The organism is Winogradskyella sp. ABM4_392, from assembly GCF_056160445.1.
Window position 1 is genome coordinate 16944 of the sequence record NZ_JBSWXE010000009.1, and the last position, 19674, is coordinate 36617.

The following is a 19674-nucleotide window of genomic DNA, read 5'->3' on the forward strand; positions in this document are numbered from 1 at the left end:
TTATTGTCTGGTTAGGAAAAATTACCCTTCCTCTTCTTCGTTATAATTCACAGCAATATCCTCTTGCAAATAATCTGCAACACCATTATTATCAGAATCTACTACCTTCACGGTATTAATTGTAATGATTCCGTTGGCTTCTGATCTGCTCACTTCATATTCACCTTCTTCTAGGACAGGCTCTTCTTCATTGATATTTGTATCTACTGTATAGGTAATTGACATCAATTCATCAATAGTATTAACTCCATCATTATCATCATCTACATCTACATAGTTAGGTGCTGAGTCTTCATCTGTATCATCTTCTAGAACGTCAAAGTTAACATCTAAGTCTTCAATATAAGATGGTATACCATCACCGTCGTGATCAACTTCTTCGTATTGCAGCAATTCAAACTTAAAAATTAAATTGGAATAAGAAGTTAACGTACCAGAAGCAGTACCTGAGAAATAAGCTAAACCTGAAGGCAAAAACATCATTCCTAAACCATAGTTATTATACTCTACTATACCGTTATTTAAAGCGAAATCACTAGAAGTTGAAAATTGAGGCAAAATCAATTGCCAACCTCTAATCACACCACCAGAAAACCCAACACCTTGCATTAAAAGTTCAACCGGAGTTACAACATTGTCAAAAGTCTCACCAGATTCAACTAATAAACCTTCATATCTTACTCTAACCTGATCTGTAAACCTTGGCGAATCACCACCACCTTGATTTAATCGTAAAACATAAAAATCGTAATCGGTTTCTTCATATGTAGTATTATGCGTCTCTACGGCATCTATTAATAGAGTATGGTCAGCAGGTACAACACCATCCTCCCCTAGTTCTGTAATAATAATATCTGTATACTTATGATTTGTACCAGAAAGAAAAAAACCTGAGTTATAATAATGTGTAGACAGGTAATCTATTAGTGAATCACTATCGGCAATTTGTTGTTCTCCTCTATCTCTCACCTCTACATCAGGTACACTAACATCATCATCTTTACAAGAGATAAATGTAACTGACACTAAAAGAAAGTAAAGTATATATTTTATTGAATTCATAATGTAATTATTATTTTGATAAAATTAACCACAAACCTTATCAAGTGTTCATTATTGCATTTATATGTGGCGCAAGATACATTAAATTAATATTTTTATGCCAAAACCTTAACGTAGATTTTAGTTAAAATATATGCGAATAGACAAATATCTTTGGTGTGTACGTTATTATAAAACTCGAAGCATAGCAACCCAAGCTTGTAAAAAAGGACAGGTAAAACTAAATGGCACTGTAGCAAAGCCATCTAGAGAGGTTTACCCAACTGATGAAATAGAATTAAGAAAAGATCAGATTAGCTATAAATTAATAGTTAATGATCTACCCCCAAACCGTGTAGGTGCAAAACTTGTAGACATATATAGAACAGATACTACTCCAAAAGAAGCTTTTGCAGCTAAAGAGCTCTTAAAATACAGTAAAGATTACTACCGTAAAAAAGGAACAGGAAGACCAACTAAAAAAGATAGACGAGATATAGATAACTTTTATGACGATGGAGAAGAATAAGTTTGACAGAGCATATTGGGAACACAGATACGAAGAGAATAAAACTGGTTGGAACATTGGTTACGCATCACCTCCAATAAAAGAATATATTGAGCAATTAGCAGATAAATCCGTAACTATCTTAATACCAGGTGCTGGTAATAGTTATGAAGCCGAGCTATTATGGAACAACGAATTTTCTAACACTTTTATTTTAGATATTGCTAAACAACCGTTAATGAATTTAAAAAACAGAGTTGAAAATTTTCCTAGTGACCAATTACTCCATCAGGATTTTTTTGAACTCAACAAAAAGTTCGATCTTATTATTGAGCAAACTTTTTTCTGCGCACTAAATCCTGATTTAAGGAATCAATATGTAGAAAAAATGTACCAACTATTAAAACCTAATGGCAAACTAGTTGGTTTGCTTTTTGATTTTCCATTAATAGAATCCGGTCCACCTTTTGGCGGAAGTGTTGAAGAATATAAATCCATCTTTAGCAAATACTTTAAAATTAACACACTAGAACGCGCAACAAATTCAATAAAAGAAAGACAAGGTAAAGAACTGTTTTTTATCTTTGAACGACTTTAATTTAATCATTAATTGATTCTTTGCATTTCTAATCAAAACTTAAACGGCACACTATGGCACTTACTAAAAATACCATTCTAAGTCATAAGGAAATTGAGCATAAGATAAGACGTATTGCTTACCAGATTTATGAAAGTAATGTAAACGAATCGGAAATTGTAATTGCTGGTATTGAAAGTAATGGTTACACCTTAGCCAAAAAAATTAAATTACAACTCGATAAGATTTCTGATATTGATTCTACGCTTTGCAAGGTTACTGTTGACAAAAATGAACCAACTAACCCAATTAAAACATCTATAAAGACTGAAGACTATACAAATAAGTCTATTGTCTTAATTGACGATGTTTTAAACTCTGGCAGTACATTAATTTATGGCATTAAGCATTTTTTAGATGTCCCATTAAAGCAATTTAAAACTGCTGTATTAGTAAACCGAAATCATAAAAAATTCCCAGTAAAAGCGGATTTTAAGGGTATTTCCTTATCCACTTCATTATTTGAACATGTACATGTGAACCTTTCTAAGCAACCTTACGAAGCCTACTTAGATTAAAGACATAAGAATTTCTTCAACTATATCTTTTTTAGATTTATTGTCAGCAACAATTATGTTTGTGGCTTGGTTATAATACTGAGTGCGCTCAAAAAGATGTTTGCCTATAAATTCTAGAAGTTCTTCCTCTTTTTTTAAATGACTAATTAATGGTCTATTCTCCTTTTCTTTAAATAATCGTTCGGTAAGAATTGGTAAAGACAATTTTAAATAAAATAAACAAACTTTAGATTCATTTAAAAGAACGTTTAGATTATTTCCATAACAAGGTGTTCCGCCACCTAAAGCTAAAACAATATTATTTTTTGAACTTAAAATATCATTTAAATAGAATGCCTCCTTCTTTCTAAAATAAATCTCACCCTTAGTCTTAAATAACTCACTAATCGTGGTACTTTCTTTACTGGAAATATACTCATCTAAGTCTAAAAAATTGTAATTCAATACAGTAGCTAAATTCTTACCAATTGTAGACTTACCAGAACCCATATATCCCATTAAAACAACTATCATAAGACTTAAATAATTAAAAATTAGGCACCAAACTTAATCAAAATAAAAAAACAAAAATTTAAATAAAAAAAGTATTGTTTTATTAATTAAACCTTTTATATTTGCACCCTCATTTAAGAGAACATCTTAATGACCGGGTAGCTCAGTTGGTAGAGCATCTCCCTTTTAAGGAGAGGGTCCTGGGTTCGAGCCCCAGCCCGGTCACAAAAGTTAAGCTATAATGCTTAACTTTTTTTTTATATTTACTTTTCATTTTGCGCACGTGGCGGAATTGGTAGACGCGCTGGCTTGAGGGGCCAGTGACCGTTTAGGTCGTGGAAGTTCGAGTCTTCTCGTGCGCACAACTTCACTTTATACTTCTAATTTGTTAATTGTTTTTTAGGCACTTCAGCTATTAACAATAATTTTTTACTTAATTTTTGTTAATTCTGATTAAACTATCAGTTTAAATCTTATTTTTGTTTAAACATTTTTAATAAAAAATGAACAATATTAAAAGTCAATTCAGTATTAAAGACTTAGAAAATCTTACAGGAATTAAAGCGCACACTATTAGAATATGGGAAAAGCGCTATAATTTGTTACAACCAAAACGTACTGATACCAATATAAGATATTACGATTTGGCAAGCTTTCAAAAGCTACTAAATGTAAGTTATTTAAATAACAATGGATATAAGATTTCTAAAATTGCAACACTTGCTGAAGAACAGATTCCCGTATTGGTTAGAGAGATTGCTGCAGAGAGTAATTTAGAAAGTCATGCTATCAATGCATTTAAACTATCTATGTTAAATTTTGACCAGGCATTATTTTATAAAACTTATAATTCACTTTTAACCGAAAAAGATTTTGAAACAGTTTTCTATGATATTTTCATTCCACTGTTAACCGAAATAGGCTTACTATGGCAAACTGATACAATTACGCCAGCTCACGAGCATTTTTTAACATCATTGATACGTCAAAAGATACTGATAAACACGGAAAAAGCACAATCCAAACAATTAAACAAATCTAATAAAACGTTTGTGCTTTATTTACCTGAAAATGAAATCCACGAATTAGGTTTACTGTTCATCAATCATCAGCTAGTTAGTAAAGGTTATCAATCTATTTTGTTAGGAATGAGTGTCCCGTTAGAAAGTTTAGCCGACCTTAAAAATTATTACGAAGAGCTTGTTTATGTTTCATATTTTACTGTAAAGCCTGAAAAAAACGATATAGAGCAATACATTGAGGATTTTGACAAATTATTGATTAAAGACTCAAATACAAAACTTTGGATTTTAGGTCAAATGCTGAACGCCTTAGACTTAGATAAATTACCTAAAGGCGTATCAGCATTTAAAAGTATAAAATCCTTAACAACAAGCCTCGAGTAATGAGTAAAACAATATCTATAATAGGTTCAGGTTTTTCTTCGCTATCAGCATCATGCTATTTAGCAAAAGCCGGTTATGACGTATCTATTTTTGAAAAAAATGACACTGTAGGCGGAAGAGCAAGACAACTTATTAAGGATGGTTTTACTTTCGACATCGGACCAAGTTGGTATTGGATGCCAGATATTTTTGAAAAGTTTTTTAACGATTTTGGTAAAAGCACAAACGATTATTATGCGCTTGATAAATTAAGTCCTGCTTATAAAATTTTCTTTTCAGATGAAGTCATAACAATAGGTGATCATATGGATCAAATCTGTGAAGAATTTGAACGTATTGAATCTGGGAGTTCCAAACCACTCCGCAAATTCATTGCTCAAGCACAAGACCATTACGATATAGCAATTAACAAGGTGGTTTTAAAACCAGGAATTTCACCATTTGAATTGGTAACAAAAGATACTGTAACAAGAGTTGATCGTTTTTTTAAAACAATAAGCTCGGAGGTTAGGAAAAATTTTAAAAATCCTAAGCTTATTTCAACTTTAGAATTTCCAGTTTTGTTTTTGGGTGCAAAGCCGAGTCAGACACCTTCTTTTTATAGTTTCATGAATTTTGCAGACTTTGGTTTAGGCACATGGCACCCTAAAGGAGGTATGTACGAGATTATCAAAGCCATGAAAAGCCTAGCAGAAAGTTTAGGAGTTAAAATAAACACTAACAGTACTATTGAAAAGATAAATGTTGAAAATGGGAAAACGAGGGGTATAACAGCTAATGGTAATTTCATAGCATCAGACATTGTACTGAGTGGTGCTGATTACCATCATTCTGAAACTTTATTAGATAAAAGCTACAGACAATACTCTGAGAATTATTGGGAGAAACGCACTTTCGCGCCTTCTTCTCTACTCTTCTATGTAGGTTTCAATAAAAAATTAAAAGATATAGAACATCATAATTTATTCTTTGATACTGACTTTGAAAATCATGCAGAAGATATTTATGATGACCCTAAATGGCCTGAAAATCCATTATTTTATGTTAACTTCCCTTCGGTTACAGATAAAAGTATGGCACCAGATGGTTGCGAAACAGGTTTTTTTCTTATACCAATTGCTCCTGGACTAGAGGACACACCACAATTAAGAGAGCAATATTTTGATATAATCATTAATCGTTTTGAGAACCTAACACATCAAAAGGTAAAAGAGAGTATCCTATTTAAAGAATCATTTTGTGTAAAGGATTTTATCCGCGAATACAATTCATATAAAGGTAATGCCTATGGCATGGCAAATACCTTAAGACAAACTGCATTTTTAAGACCAAAGTTAAAAAGCAAAAAAGTAGATGGATTATACTTTACAGGACAATTAACAGTTCCTGGTCCTGGTGTACCACCATCTCTAATATCAGGAAAATTAGTTTCAGAACTAATCCAAAAAAAATGAAGTTTAACCGCTAAGAAAAAGACATTATTATCATGAAATCAATTTTTGACAACGTTTCTAAAAGCTGTAGTAAGCTCGTTACCAATGCTTACAGCACTTCATTCTCTATGGCGACAAAAATGCTATCTGACAGTATTAGACAAGATATTTATAATATATATGGATTTGTTCGTTTTGCTGATGAAATAGTAGACTCATTTCATGATTATGATAAAGAAAAACTCTTTAATAATTTTGAAGCTGATTTAGAAGCTGCCTTAACAGATAAAATTAGCTTAAACCCGATCCTAAACTCTTTTCAGGAGACGTACCATAAATACAACATAGACAAACACTTAGTAGACGCATTTATGAGTAGTATGCGATTAGATTTGCATAAAAAAGACTATCTCACTGAAGATGAATATAAAGCCTACATATATGGCTCTGCAGATGTTGTAGGTTTAATGTGTTTAAAAGTTTTTGTTAAAGGTGATAACGAGAAATATGAAGACTTAAAAGATTCTGCTATGAGCTTAGGTTCAGCGTTTCAAAAGGTTAATTTTTTAAGAGATTTAAAAGCAGATTTTGAAGATTTGAGCCGAACATACTTCCCAAACACAGATTTAAACCATTTAGATGAAGCTTCTAAAAAATCAATAATAGATGATATTGAGAGCGATTTTTCTAAGGGTTTACAAGGTATAAAACGCTTACCTTTAGAAGCTCGTTTTGGTGTATTTATGGCCTATCGTTATTACAACAAGTTATTACAAAAGCTTAAGAATACACCTGCTTTAGAAATAAAGTCTGCGAGAATACGAGTACCAAACTATAAAAAAATTGAGTTACTGACTCGTAGTTACGTAAAATATCATTTAAATTTATTATAACCTATAACCCAAAAAATTATGCAAACTGTTTATTGGATTTTAATCTTCTTAGGAACATTTTTTATAATGGAGTTTAATGCTTGGTTTACCCATAAGTATATTATGCACGGATTTTTATGGAGTTTACACAAAGACCACCATCACAAAGACCACGATAGTTGGTTTGAGCGCAATGATGTCTTCTTCATATTTTATGCAGTAGTAAGCATGGTATGTTTTTATTTATGGAATTACGAAGATATATGGTACACCTTACCTATTGGTTTAGGTATTTTGTTTTATGGTATCGCGTACTTCGTAGTACATGATATATTTATTCACCAACGATTTAAATGGCTAAGAAATATTGACAATAAATATGCGAGAGGTGTTAGACGTGCCCACAAAATACACCACAAACATCTAGGAAAAGATCATGGCGAAAACTTTGGAATGCTAATAGTACCGTTTAAATATTTTAAATAATTACTCTTTTAGTAGTTGGTCTAATTGGCTTCTAACATTAGCACTGTTCCAATCCACAGCACCAGATTCGTCAATTACAATTTCACCTTTTTTATTAATAATAAAGGTTCTGGGAATTGATTTTGTTTTTAATTCCTCAGGATTATTGTTTAATGGATTAAAAACTTCAAACGTATAGTTTTCTTTTGCCTTAAAACTTTTAACAACATCAAAACTGTCGTTGGTAACAAAGAGAAAATTCACTTCATCTTTATAATCATCATACAATGCTTGAAGACTCGGCATCTCTGCTATACATGGTGGGCACCATGTAGCCCAAAAGTTCACAAGTACAACTTCACCTTTAGTAGATTGAAAATCTATGGTTGTATTATTATCTGACCGTAACTTCCAATCATTGTAAGCTACTTCAACTCTTTCATCACTATCTATAAGTGTTGATTGATTTATATAACTTAAACCTTTATGTAGCAAAACTTGAATAGGTTGCCTTGTTTGTGGAATTATCAATAGCAAAATTATCACTAAAAAGATAATGTTGCTTTTTTTAAAACGTCTTTTCATTATCCACAAAGTTAAGCTGAAGTACTGAAAATTCTAATTTGTCGACGGTTAAAATCAATAACATCTGCTTCTTTAAGTTCGTTCATTAAGATATTTAATGTCGGACGAGAAATACCTATTAATGATGCAATATCCTTTTGAGTATACGGATGATTGATGACATGGTCTCCTGTTTTTTCACAATCGTATCCATAATCTGTGCATAATTCGTTTAAAAATTCGAGCAATCTTGTTTTTGAATCTTTAAATAATAATAATTGAAGCCTTCTTTCTAGCTTTTTAAATTTAAAGCCTATAAACTTATAGATTCTCAAACTAAATGTCTTATTATCTCGCATTAAATCGTGCATGGTATCAACACCTACAGGACAGATAGATGTATTATTGTCTAAGGATTGTGCAAACTCTTCTCGCTTTCTTTCACCTAAAATTGCTTTTTCTCCAAACAATTCTCCTTTTGTTAATATAGCTTTTACTACCTCATTTCCACTTTCAGTATAATATCCTATTTTAACTTTACCATTTTCTATCAAATAAACCTTATTAGATGTATCATCTTGAAAATAGATATAATCTTCTTTTCCATATTGATCAAAGGTGTGACATGCTTTATATTGCTTGAATTTGTGTGGGCAAAGAAGTTTAAATAGATTAACATCTTCAAAAAACCAGAAAGCTTTCATAACAGGATAGTTTTAATTGAGTTTAACAGTAAAGTCGTATAATCCTATAACACCTTTCATTATAGAATAAAAAAACTCTCAGCTAACAACTGAGAGTTTTCAATTTATCTATTAAGGTTTAAACTTGTTAAGCGTTTTGTTTCTTAATTAAATTAAGTGCAGAACCTTCTTTATACCATTCAATTTGTGCATTATTATAAGTGTGGTTTAAAGCAATAACATCCTTAGAACCATCTGCGTGCACAACCTCAACATGTAATTGTTTGTCTGGTGCAAACTCGTTTAAATCTAAGAAGTTAAATGTATCATCCTCTTGAATTAAATCATAGTCTGACTCATTAGCAAAAGTAAGACCTAACATACCTTGTTTCTTAAGATTTGTTTCGTGGATACGAGCAAAAGACTTTACAATTACAGCAGCAACACCTAAATGTCTAGGCTGCATCGCAGCATGCTCTCTAGAAGATCCTTCACCGTAATTATGGTCTCCTACAACCACAGACCAAATACCATTCTTCTTGTATTCTCTCTGTGTGTCAGGAACTCCACCAAACTCACCTGTCAATTGATTCTTAACAAAGTTAGTCTTTTTGTTAAAAGCATTTACAGCTCCTATTAGCGTATTATTAGCAATGTTATCTAAATGACCTCTAAAACGCAACCAAGGACCAGCCATAGAAATATGGTCGGTAGTACATTTACCGAATGCCTTAATCAATAATTTAGCACCTGTAATAGAATCACCAATAGGCTCAAAAGGTGTTAATAATTGTAATCTTTCAGAATCTGGCTTCACAGTAACTTCTACTCCGCTTCCATCCGCAACAGGCTCTAAGTATCCGTTTTCTTTTACATCAAAACCTTTAGGTGGTAATTCCCATCCTGTTGGCTCATCTAACATTACTTCTTCTCCATTCTCATTGATTAAAGTATCAGTCATTGGATTGAAATCTAATCGACCTGCAATAGCAACAGCAGCTACCATTTCTGGAGATGCAACGAAAGCATGTGTATTTGGATTGCCATCTGCACGTTTAGCAAAGTTTCTATTAAATGAGTGAACTATACTATTCTTAGGTGCATTCTTAGGATCACTATATCTAGCCCATTGCCCAATACACGGACCACATGCATTAGTAAATATCTTAGCGTCTAATTTTTCAAAAACTTCAAGAATTCCATCACGCTCAGCAGTGTAACGCACTTGTTCAGAACCTGGGTTAATACCAAATTCTGCTTTAGTTTTTAATCCTTTGTCTAGAGCTTGTTGTGCAATTGAAGATGCTCTTGATAAATCTTCATAAGACGAGTTAGTACAAGAACCTATAAGTCCCCATTCTACCTCTAAAGGCCATTCATTTGCTGTAGCTTTTTCAGTCATTTCTTTACCAGCTGGAGTCGATAAATCTGGAGTAAAAGGACCATTTAATAATGGACTTAACTCAGAAAGATTAATATCAATAACCTGATCAAAATACTGCTCAGGATTTGCATATACCTCAGCATCAGCAGTAAGATATTCTTTAATCTTATTAGCTTCGTCAGCTACATCTGCTCTATCTGTAGCACGTAAGTAACGTTCCATAGAATCATCATATCCAAAAGTAGATGTTGTAGCACCTATCTCTGCACCCATGTTACAAATAGTTCCTTTACCTGTACAAGACATAGATAAAGCACCAGGACCGAAATATTCAACGATAGCACCAGTACCACCTTTAACAGTTAATATTTCTGCTACTTTAAGAATAACATCTTTTGGTGCTGTCCATCCAGAGAGTTTTCCTGTTAATCTTACACCAATTAATTTTGGAAATTTAAGCTCCCAAGCCATACCTGCCATAACATCTACAGCATCTGCACCACCTACACCAATAGCAACCATACCAAGTCCACCAGCATTAACTGTGTGCGAGTCTGTACCAATCATCATACCACCAGGAAAAGCATAATTTTCCAATACAACTTGATGTATGATACCTGCACCTGGTTTCCAGAAACCAATACCATATTTATTAGATACAGATTCTAAGAAATTAAATACCTCACTACTAGTGTCATTTGCATGTTTTAAATCTGTAGCTGCACCGTCTTTTGCTTGAATTAAGTGGTCACAATGTACAGTCGTTGGAACTGCAACTTTTGGCTTACCTGCTTGCATAAACTGAAGTAATGCCATTTGTGCAGTTGCATCTTGACAAGCTACTCTATCTGGGGCAAAATCTACATAATCCTTACCTCTAGTAAACGCTTTTGTAGGTTTTCCATCCCAAAGATGAGCGTATAATATTTTTTCTGAAAGTGTTAATGGTTTTCCAACAATCTCTCTTGCCGCATCTACGCGATCTGTCATGTTAGCATAAACCTTTTTTATCATATCAATGTCAAAAGCCATAAAGTATATTTAAAGGTTGATAATTATTTTATTTAAAGTGTCACAAAATTACAAAATAGTAGTCATTTTTAAAAATATGTAAAGAAATCCTCAAAACACTGAAAATAAATCACGAAAAGTTATTTTTTACGTATATTATTCTAAATATTAACAGCTTAATTGTTGTTTGTTTAAAAAATTAACAATTAGGCTTATTTAGAATAATTCTGAATTTATTAGGCTAGTGAGGTGTTTTAAAAAAAGAAGAAATTAAAAAAGACTCTCAATGATTTTTTCATCACTTACACCCTCTGCTTCTGCTTTGTAATTTTTAATAATTCTATGTCTTAAAATACCAATAGCTACAGCTTGAATATCTTCAATGTCTGGAGAAAACTTCCCTTTTGTAGCTGCATGCGTTTTAGCTGCTAGAATTAAATTTTGGGATGCGCGAGGACCTGCTCCCCAATCTACAAACTCTTTTACGATATCAGCGGCAGTGTCTTCATTTGGTCTAGTCTTAGCGACTAAAGAAACAGCGTATTCAATAACATTATCAGCTACAGGAATACGACGTATTACGTTTTGAAAGTCTATAATTTCCTGAGCAGAAAACAAAGCATTAACAGTAGTTTGGATATCTGTAGTTGTTGCTTTTACAACCTCAACCTCTTCTTTAAAAGATGGGTATTGCAATCTGATTGCAAACATAAATCGGTCTAACTGTGCTTCTGGCAAAGGATACGTACCTTCTTGCTCTATTGGGTTTTGTGTTGCTAACACAAAGTATGGTAAGCTTAATTTGTATTGATGACCTGCAACTGTTACAGCACGCTCTTGCATAGCTTCTAAAAGTGCAGCTTGCGTTTTTGGTGGTGTTCTGTTAATCTCGTCCGCTAAAATAATATTAGCAAAGATTGGCCCTTTAATGAATTTAAAACGTCGATCTTCATCTAAAATTTCACTACCAAGTATATCACTAGGCATTAAATCTGGTGTAAACTGAATACGTTTAAAATCTAAACCAAGTGTTTGTGCAATGGTATTAACCATTAAGGTTTTTGCTAAACCAGGCACACCTATTAATAATGAATGTCCACCAGAGAAAATAGATATTAAAATTTGGTCTACAACATCTTCCTGACCAATAATCACTTTAGCTATTTCCTGCTTTAGTGATTTGTATTTATTTACGAAGTTTTCGATTACAGCAACATCAGACATAGACTATTGAATTTTTAACCAATTACTCTGATACTCACAGTCTCTATATTCGCCGTTAATCTTTACATAGGTTTGTTCAATCACTTCTTTCTGCCATTTTTCGATTGCTCTTACTTGTTTATCCTGTAGTGCTAATTCTTTAATCTTCAAATAATCTCTTGCAAAATCTGCCTCGTGATCGTCTATACGGTCAGTTACAGTCATTATTTTGAACTTAATATTATTTATACGGTCTTCATCTTGAATCACTTCACTTACCTCACCATCTTTCAAACCTTGTATTTGGGTATACATTTCTGTATCCATTTTTGTCAACTCAAAATTAAAATCTTGAGTTGTTGGATTTGTTAAACGACCACCTTCAAACTTAGTTTCTTCTTCGTCACTAAATTCTAAAGCCGCATCTGCAAAAGACAGTTTACCACTAACTATTAAGTCTCTTACTTTTTCAATTTTTTCTTGTGCTTTTTCAATAGTTTCAGGTGTTAGCTCTGGTCGTAGTAAGATATGTCTAACCTGATATTCTTGACCTCTAATTTTTTCTAGATAAATGATGTGGAATCCAAAATCTGTCTCAAATGGTTCAGAGATTTCTCCTTCTTGTAGATTAAAGGCAACATCTCTGAATTCTTTTACCATTCTAGGTTGTTTTCTGTTCATAGCTGGTAATAAACCACCATTATTTTTAGACCCAGAATCTTCTGAATAAAAAAGCGCTTTGGTAGCAAACTTAGCACCATTTTCTTCTACATCTTTCTTAAATCCCTTAAGCCTATCTATTACAGCTTGTTTTGCTTCTTCAGTTACTTCTGGCACTACAACAATTTGAGCCACTTTTAACTCTGTACCAAAAGTTGGTCTTTCATCTTTTGGGATTTCATTAAAAAACGTTCTAACTTCTTCTGGTGTTACCTCAACTTCACCAATAACTTTTTTTCGCATTTCCTGTTCGAGATAACCATTTTTGTTAATCTCATACATCTCATCTCTTAAAGCCTGTTCAGAATCTTTTTTGTAGTATTTTATTAACCAATCCATATCTTGTCTAGATTGCGCTAGAATACCTTCTATCTGCTGATCAACAAGTGATTTGATATATAACTCATTAACCATAATACTATCTTGAATAGCTTGGTGCGCATATAACTTTTTCTCTAAAAGAAGTCCAAAAAGTTCGCAACGCGTTACTCCACTCAAATCGGCTCCTTGCGCTTCTAACTGAGCAATTTCACGATCTAAATCAGATTCTAAAACGACATAGTCACCAACAACGGCCGCTACACCATCTGCTTTTATTCTAGTAGTATTAACTACCGAGTCTTTTGCTTTTTCCTTAACAGTCTTAACCTCATCAGGAATTATCTCTTGTGCACCAATAGTGCCAACATACAGAAAACAACAAAGACTTAAAGCCTTAGTTATAGATTTGAAATTTATTGTTCTTAATTGCATCTTTTGAAATATCATTTTCTAGTTGTTTAATAAGCTCTAGTTTACGCTTATTAATTACAATTTGTTTTATTGATTTATTGACGTACTCTAATGGTGCATAATCATTCTGCAAACGTATGTCATTAACGTGCATCAAATATAGGTTTATTGAATCTTTGAGCTGTAAGAAATTAGATTTTTTTAACAGTTGGTCTTTACTTTCTTGAGTTACTACAGGAACTTTGTCTACCACCTGACTAAATTTAACCCAAATAGAGTCATTAAGAGAAAACGACTTAAACTGCATAGATATTGAATCTAAGTAACGTTTATCCTTAGCCTCATATCGTCTGAACCTTTTCTTAATTGTATCTAAATCTATTGGGTTGAGCGGAAGACTAATATATCGTAATTGTAGTAAATCATCATTAAGCTTGAATGACTCCTTATTAGCTTCATAAAAAACCTCTGCTTCATCTGCATTAACTAAAGTGTCTATATTCTTTTTCACCAAAGCTTCTAAATAGGCTTTAGTATATAAATCACTTTTATACTGGTTTACTAGTTTAGAAAACTCTTTTTGTTTTTCTTCGGATAGATTAAGTAACGCTCCATCCATTAACAACAGTTGTCTTGCCCAACGGTTTATATAACCGTTAACGATTACTATACTATCTTCCTTACTTGTACCTTCAGGAACTAAATCTTCAATATCTTCTTTGTATAAATATGTCTCATTAACTCTTGCAATAGGCTCTCTATCATCCGCCTTTTTAAAAAAATCGCAGCTGAAAGAAAACAAACAAACAGTTAATATAAAGAACGCTTTTTTCAAGAAAATTTATTGATTATTGATTTTTGCTTTTACTCTTTCTAGAGCCTTTTCGTTAACCTCAACTTTAAAACGCTCATGAAGAACATTAATCCAATTAGCCTCAATTTCTGCCTGGTAATCGTTAATAACATTACCCTTAGCCTCATCTAGCGTTTTGTTTCCAGCTGGCAATACAGACTTAATATCTATAACATGAAACGCTTCATTGTGCTTATATATTTCTGATACACCTTGTTCTATTTTAAGATTAGCCGGAAGCTTAGGATTGTTTGCATTAAAAACACCTTTGGTAAATATGATGTTTTTCTGAGAGTCTGTGTCTAACACTTTTCTAATATCTTCCTCAGACTTCCCCTTTTTCATCATCTTTAAGGCTTTTTTTGCAGCGTCCTCGTTTGCAGCAGTTGCTATTACTACATCAACTCTATCATCCCATTGGTATTTAGCTTTGTGCTTTTGATAATATGCTTCTAAACCAACAGAATCTTTTGATGCTTTGTTCCAGATTTCTTTCTCCATTAAATCAAACAACAATAATCCATCTCTATATTCCTTTAGGATATTTGCAAAGTCTTCATTCTCTGACTCTAGGTTATCTTCTCTGTACTGTAGAATTGATTTTTCAAAAAACTTATCAAATTCTTTATCTATAATTACAGAAAAATCACCCTTTTTATTAGCGTAAGCACGCTGAGCAGACATAAGATGACGACCAAACTCGTTGTAGGTAAATGATCGGTTACCAATTGTAAAGACTGTCTTATCCGTTTCAAATTCTTCTGGCAATCTCCAAGAGCGTGTAAAATAATTACCGTCTAAAAGTGTTTCAAAATATCCTTTAGCTTCAGGATTGTATGAAATTTGGTAACGCTTTTTTAACTCATCTACCATTGATTCATTAATGAGCTGAGACCTAGAATCTCTTTTAACTTTCGACTCTATTGCTGGTTTTAGTTCTTCAAAAGATTGGATTGGCTTAAGCTCTATACGCTTTACAATATGCCAACCATATTCTGACTTAAAAGGCTTACTAACATCACCATCGTTTGGTAAAGCAAAGGCTTCATCTTCAAAAATTGTTGAACTTAACTGACCACTTTTAAAAGGCGATAACTTACCACCATTTCTTGCAGAACTTTTATCATCTGAGAATTGCTTCGCCAAAGACTCAAACTTTTCACCTTGTTGTAATTTTTTATAAATATCATTGATGCGCTCCTCTGGATCTAAAAGCGAATCTTTTTGCTGTAAGGCAATCATTATATGAGCAGCAGTAATAGTCCCTCTGGAAGGACGCTTATCGTTAACCTTTACAACATGGTAACCAAACTGTGTTCTAAACGGCATTGAGATTTCTCCCTTTGGAGTATTGTAAGCCGCTGTTTCAAAATCGTAAACCATTTTAAATGCAGAGAAGTAACCCAAATCCTCAAGAAAGATAGTTTGTCCGTTATGCACATCAGCTTTTACAGCATCAAAACCTTCTTTTAGCACACGCTCTCTTAACTTTAAAACCTGATTGTAGACTCCCAAAGTATCTTTTACATTACCATCTAAACGTACCAATACATGCGACGCGTTAACATCAAAACTATTACGCTCGTACGCCTCTTTTACTAAAGCATCTGTAACTTTATTTTCAGCAAGATAATTTTTTGTCAATTGCTTCTTGTACCTCAAAAACTCTCGTTGATACTTGGTATCCTCATCTAGTTTAAGACGTTTTGCTTCTTTGAGCTTTAGTTGGTATTCAGTAAACAACTTTAAATAGCCATCAACATCTTTTTGACTTTCATCTTTTACTAAATCTAAATTCTTATTGTAAACTCTTAAAAATTCTGAAGTCATTACAGGTTCACCATCTACTTTTAGCAACACTTCATCTTTTTCTTGAGCAAACGATACATTTAGTGCTAGTAAAACTAAGAGCAAGCATTTAAATCTAGGTTTCATGTTTATTAAATTTTCTTCGTTAAATTTTCACATTTACATTATATAAATGCCTCAATTTAGAGGTTGAGCAAAAATAACATAAATCACTTATTTTACAAGTTATAGCAATATCTTAATTTATTAATATCAACTGTTCGAAAAAAGTTGATTACATCTTGTAAATAGGTAGAAACGTCGATAAATTAAACTTAGTATTACTGCTTTTATCTATCTTTAAAATTATTGTAAGATTCTAGATGAAATATACAACTGAAATTATCATTGAAAAACCTTTAGAGGAAGTAGCAAAAAAAATGGACTCTGCTGAGAACATGAAACATTGGCAAGAAGGTTTAATTAGTGCCGAACATATTTCTGGTACACCAGGTGAATTTGGTGCTAAAATGAAACTAAACTACGATTTTGGAAAACGTAAAATGGAACTCATTGAAACCATTACCAAACAAGACTTCCCAAAAGAATTTCATGCTACATATACTACCAAAGGAGTTAGAAATATTCAGCAAAATTACTTTGAAAGCACACCTGAAGGCCACACAAAGTGGATAAGCAAAAATGAGTTTCAACCAACTAACTTTATGATGAATGCCATGCTCTTTTTAATGCCAGGCGCTTTTAAGAAACAGACTAAGAAATACATGACCAATTTTAAAAACTTTGCCGAAAAAGGTACTTCTGTTTCTAATGCGTAAATTAAAATTGATATGGGATTTTAGAGGTCCTGCAAGTAAAAAAACTGCCGAACATCATTTGATACACCTTAAAGAGTATATTATGATGAATAACTTAGATATTACTATAACTGGTGTCGATATTATAAGCGAAATGCACCATATAGCGTTTATAGTGGTTGATGAGTCAGAAATGAAACCACTTAGAGATGCACTAAAACCACATAGAGGACAAGTTTATTCAGATACCTAGATAATCTTAGACTTTTAGATTGATTAGATTATTAAAATTCTATAGAGTTAAAATAGGCGTTTAAAAAAGGCTTGAATAAATCGTTTTGGAGGTACAGACAGAATAATCTTTAAATCTTCTATCCATGTAGATTCTTCATCAAGAAACTTAAAGATAGTCTTTACATCTGCTTTTTTAAACATGGACGCAAACAAGGCTACACCTTCTTCATTATGATTGGCCAACACATCTAAAAAGATTAAATCATAAAACCAAAATTTTGATTTAATGTTAAATGCAAAAAGATAACTTTCTTGCTTTAAAAACATTATAAGTTCTTTAGTTTTTTTTGACGTATTTCTAAAGGTATATCCAGTACTTGCTTTAGTCCAACCACCAGCTGTGCCTATATTTAAAATATGCCTAGAATTTAATTCTGAAAATTTAAAAGAGGTCATCGGTATAGACCCTTTTTCTTTTTCTACAACTTTATAATTGGTAATGTTTTTTTTCTTTAAATAATCAACTATAGCATTCTCATAATCATCAAGTTGCAATAAATCTTTAGAAAATAAGGTGTATTCAAATAATGCAGTTTTTTTATCTACTGGCAACACGTACATAAAACGTGTATTGCCGTTTTGAGGCACTGTAAAATCCATAAAAATTGCTGTAGAATCATCAAAAACAGCATCTTCAGTTTTCACAAACCAGCCAACAAAATGTTGCTGAAGTACAGGATACTTTTTTTGATTAACATACAGATTTGCATCAAGTATACTATTAAAAAGTTTAGAAGCCACATAGCTCCCGTTAATGGTTATGATTTGTACGCAATCATTAAGCTCAGTGAAATTGACAACTTCATCATTTATAAAAGTAATATTGTCTTTTTTTTCAATTTTTTGCCAAAGTGAATTATAAAAATCTTCACTTCGTATCATTTTATATTGATATGGTACTATTTCTATTTCCTCTTTATAATTATCACTTCCAAAATAGATTTTAGACCAGGTTTTGGTAAGTATATTATCCCATTCTCCTTCACCATTTTCCCAAAAGCACCAAGTTCTATCGTTACCTTTTTGCTTTTCTTTATCAATAATCAAAATCGATTTATCATCAAAAAAAGTATCTGAAGCCATACGATAAGCCAACATAAGACCTGAAGCACCTGCACCCAAAATGATGTAATCGTAGTTTGTCATTTTAAAAAATTGAAAACGCTAAGTTAATAAACATAAAAAAGTCCCACTATTTAAGTGAGACTTTTAATTATTTAAAATCTGAAATACGTCTTATTTCGTATCCATTAATTCAACATCAAAAACCAATGTAGCGTTTGGTGGAATTACACCTCCTGCACCAGCAGCACCATATCCTAAGTCGCTAGGAATTACCAAACGAGCCTTATCACCAACACTTAATAAACAGATACCTTCGTCCCAACCAGGAATAACCTGACCAACACCAACTTGAAAATCTAAAGGAGAATTTCTCTTGTATGAGGAATCGAACACAGTACCATCTGCCAACTGACCTTTGTAGTGTACAGATACCATATTGCCTTTTTCAGCTTTTTTACCATTACCTTTTTGAATGATCTTGTAACGCAATCCTGAAGCAGTTTCTTCAAAACCTGCAGCTAACTTGTCTAACTCTGCTCTTGCAGCTTCACGCTCTGCAGCAATACGTTTTTCGCGCTCACCTTCAAAAGTTCTAAATGCTTCAATAGCATTAAATTTTTCAGCAGCATCACCTACTCTTACAATCTCTAAGCTTTCTATTTTATCACCTTGCGCTACAGCGTCAACAACATCTTGTCCTTCTACTACATTGCCAAAAACGGTATGCTTACCATCTAACCAAGGGGTTTCAACATGCGTAATGAAGAACTGGCTACCGTTAGTACCAGGACCAGCATTTGCCATAGATAGTTTACCTGGCGCATCGTGTTTTAAATCTGGATGAATTTCGTCATCAAATTTATAACCAGGATTTCCTGTACCAGTACCTAATGGACAACCTCCTTGAATCATAAAATCTGGAATAACTCTATGAAAGTTTAAACCATCATAGTAAGGTGTGCCTTGAGGTTTTGCAGAGTTTTCTAAGTTACCTTCTGCTAAAGCCACAAAGTTACCTACTGTTCCTGGTGTTTTTTCGAATTCTAAATTGACTAAGATTTCACCTTTTGAGGTGTTGAATTTTGCGTATAATCCGTCTTGCATTGTTTTTTCTTTTGTTTAAGGCTGCAAAGATACGAAGTAAAGTTGGAAGTGTGAAGTGTGAAGTGTGAAGTGTGAAGTGTGAA

The 19674-nt window shown here is 32.7% G+C and carries 20 protein-coding genes and 2 tRNA genes; 11 read left to right on the forward strand and 11 right to left on the reverse strand.

The genetic code is table 11. The features are described 5' to 3' along the window. Positions 1-21 precede the first annotated feature (21 nt). Positions 22-1062, reverse strand: coding sequence for an FKBP-type peptidyl-prolyl cis-trans isomerase (locus ACXAFS_RS14505; RefSeq protein ID WP_475307851.1), 1041 nt, complete (start codon positions 1060-1062; stop codon positions 22-24). Positions 1063-1195: 133 nt separating this feature from the next. Between ACXAFS_RS14505 and ACXAFS_RS14510 the strand changes: the two genes are divergently transcribed. From ACXAFS_RS14510 to ACXAFS_RS14520, 3 genes are read left to right on the forward strand one after another with little or no spacing between them, the layout of a single operon-like run. Next, on the forward strand, positions 1196-1570 hold the full coding sequence (locus ACXAFS_RS14510; protein ID WP_475307852.1) for an RNA-binding S4 domain-containing protein: 375 nt from the start codon (positions 1196-1198) through the stop codon (positions 1568-1570). Then, positions 1557-2147 (forward strand): methyltransferase domain-containing protein, encoded by a 591-nt coding sequence (locus tag ACXAFS_RS14515; protein ID WP_475307853.1) that lies wholly within the window; start codon positions 1557-1559, stop codon positions 2145-2147. Before ACXAFS_RS14510 ends, ACXAFS_RS14515 begins: the two co-directional genes overlap by 14 nt. Positions 2148-2200: 53 nt before the next feature. Further along, entirely contained in the window at positions 2201-2704 is a 504-nt protein-coding gene (locus tag ACXAFS_RS14520; protein ID WP_475307854.1) for a phosphoribosyltransferase family protein, read from the forward strand. On the opposite strand, the gene ACXAFS_RS14525 is transcribed toward ACXAFS_RS14520, so the two are convergent. After that, entirely contained in the window at positions 2696-3217 is a 522-nt protein-coding gene (locus tag ACXAFS_RS14525; RefSeq protein WP_475307856.1) for a shikimate kinase, read from the reverse strand. The two genes, ACXAFS_RS14520 and ACXAFS_RS14525, sit on opposite strands and share 9 nt — an antisense overlap. Positions 3218-3348: 131 nt before the next feature. Here ACXAFS_RS14525 and ACXAFS_RS14530 point away from each other — a divergent pair. The 6 genes from ACXAFS_RS14530 to ACXAFS_RS14555 all read left to right on the forward strand — a co-directional run bounded on the left by ACXAFS_RS14530 (position 3349) and on the right by ACXAFS_RS14555 (position 7393). Then, positions 3349-3421, forward strand: a tRNA-Lys gene (locus ACXAFS_RS14530). A gap of 52 nt (positions 3422-3473) precedes the next feature. Beyond that, positions 3474-3558, forward strand: a tRNA-Leu gene (locus ACXAFS_RS14535). A gap of 141 nt (positions 3559-3699) precedes the next feature. After that, positions 3700-4602 (forward strand): MerR family transcriptional regulator, encoded by a 903-nt coding sequence (locus ACXAFS_RS14540; RefSeq protein WP_475307857.1) that lies wholly within the window; start codon positions 3700-3702, stop codon positions 4600-4602. Beyond that, positions 4602-6056, forward strand: a complete 1455-nt coding sequence (locus ACXAFS_RS14545; RefSeq protein WP_475307858.1) for a phytoene desaturase family protein — start codon at positions 4602-4604, stop codon at positions 6054-6056. Before ACXAFS_RS14540 ends, ACXAFS_RS14545 begins: the two co-directional genes overlap by 1 nt. Before the next feature lie 32 nt (positions 6057-6088). Continuing rightward, a complete protein-coding gene (locus ACXAFS_RS14550) occupies positions 6089-6928 on the forward strand; it encodes a phytoene/squalene synthase family protein (RefSeq protein WP_475307860.1) in 840 nt (279 codons plus the stop codon). Positions 6929-6946: 18 nt separating this feature from the next. Beyond that, positions 6947-7393 carry a sterol desaturase family protein gene (locus ACXAFS_RS14555; RefSeq protein ID WP_475307861.1) on the forward strand — a complete coding sequence of 149 codons (447 nt, stop codon included), beginning with the start codon at positions 6947-6949 and terminating at the stop codon, positions 7391-7393. Here the strand turns inward: ACXAFS_RS14555 and ACXAFS_RS14560 are convergent, their stop codons facing one another. The 7 genes from ACXAFS_RS14560 to ACXAFS_RS14590 all read right to left on the reverse strand — a co-directional run bounded on the left by ACXAFS_RS14560 (position 7394) and on the right by ACXAFS_RS14590 (position 16457). Beyond that, positions 7394-7867: a TlpA family protein disulfide reductase gene (locus ACXAFS_RS14560; protein ID WP_475307863.1), complete on the reverse strand. Its 474-nt coding sequence runs from the start codon at positions 7865-7867 to the stop codon at positions 7394-7396. A 101-nt stretch (positions 7868-7968) separates the two neighbouring features. Then, on the reverse strand, positions 7969-8640 hold the full coding sequence (locus ACXAFS_RS14565) for a Crp/Fnr family transcriptional regulator (RefSeq protein ID WP_475307864.1): 672 nt from the start codon (positions 8638-8640) through the stop codon (positions 7969-7971). Between the two features lie 127 nt (positions 8641-8767). Further along, entirely contained in the window at positions 8768-11035 is a 2268-nt protein-coding gene (locus tag ACXAFS_RS14570) for an aconitate hydratase (protein WP_475307865.1), read from the reverse strand. A gap of 249 nt (positions 11036-11284) precedes the next feature. Beyond that, positions 11285-12238: an AAA family ATPase gene (locus tag ACXAFS_RS14575; RefSeq protein WP_475307867.1), complete on the reverse strand. Its 954-nt coding sequence runs from the start codon at positions 12236-12238 to the stop codon at positions 11285-11287. A gap of 3 nt (positions 12239-12241) precedes the next feature. Beyond that, positions 12242-13705 carry a peptidylprolyl isomerase gene (locus ACXAFS_RS14580; protein WP_475307868.1) on the reverse strand — a complete coding sequence of 488 codons (1464 nt, stop codon included), beginning with the start codon at positions 13703-13705 and terminating at the stop codon, positions 12242-12244. Beyond that, on the reverse strand, positions 13653-14504 hold the full coding sequence (locus ACXAFS_RS14585; protein WP_475307869.1) for a peptidyl-prolyl cis-trans isomerase: 852 nt from the start codon (positions 14502-14504) through the stop codon (positions 13653-13655). The genes ACXAFS_RS14580 and ACXAFS_RS14585 overlap by 53 nt, the downstream gene beginning before the upstream one ends. Before the next feature lie 6 nt (positions 14505-14510). Beyond that, on the reverse strand, positions 14511-16457 hold the full coding sequence (locus ACXAFS_RS14590) for a peptidylprolyl isomerase (RefSeq protein ID WP_475307871.1): 1947 nt from the start codon (positions 16455-16457) through the stop codon (positions 14511-14513). Between the two features lie 236 nt (positions 16458-16693). Here ACXAFS_RS14590 and ACXAFS_RS14595 point away from each other — a divergent pair, with 236 nt between their 5' ends. Both ACXAFS_RS14595 and ACXAFS_RS14600 read left to right on the forward strand, forming a co-directional pair. Beyond that, a complete protein-coding gene (locus ACXAFS_RS14595) occupies positions 16694-17149 on the forward strand; it encodes an SRPBCC family protein (RefSeq protein WP_475307872.1) in 456 nt (151 codons plus the stop codon). After that, complete coding sequence (locus ACXAFS_RS14600) at positions 17142-17381, forward strand: hypothetical protein (RefSeq protein WP_475307873.1); 240 nt, start codon at positions 17142-17144, stop codon at positions 17379-17381. Before ACXAFS_RS14595 ends, ACXAFS_RS14600 begins: the two co-directional genes overlap by 8 nt. A gap of 47 nt (positions 17382-17428) precedes the next feature. Here ACXAFS_RS14600 and ACXAFS_RS14605 read toward each other — a convergent pair whose 3' ends face one another. Both ACXAFS_RS14605 and ACXAFS_RS14610 read right to left on the reverse strand, forming a co-directional pair. After that, on the reverse strand, positions 17429-18568 hold the full coding sequence (locus tag ACXAFS_RS14605; RefSeq protein ID WP_475307875.1) for a lycopene cyclase family protein: 1140 nt from the start codon (positions 18566-18568) through the stop codon (positions 17429-17431). A gap of 90 nt (positions 18569-18658) precedes the next feature. After that, positions 18659-19591 carry a peptidylprolyl isomerase gene (locus tag ACXAFS_RS14610; RefSeq protein WP_475307876.1) on the reverse strand — a complete coding sequence of 311 codons (933 nt, stop codon included), beginning with the start codon at positions 19589-19591 and terminating at the stop codon, positions 18659-18661. Positions 19592-19674: the final 83 nt, after the last annotated feature.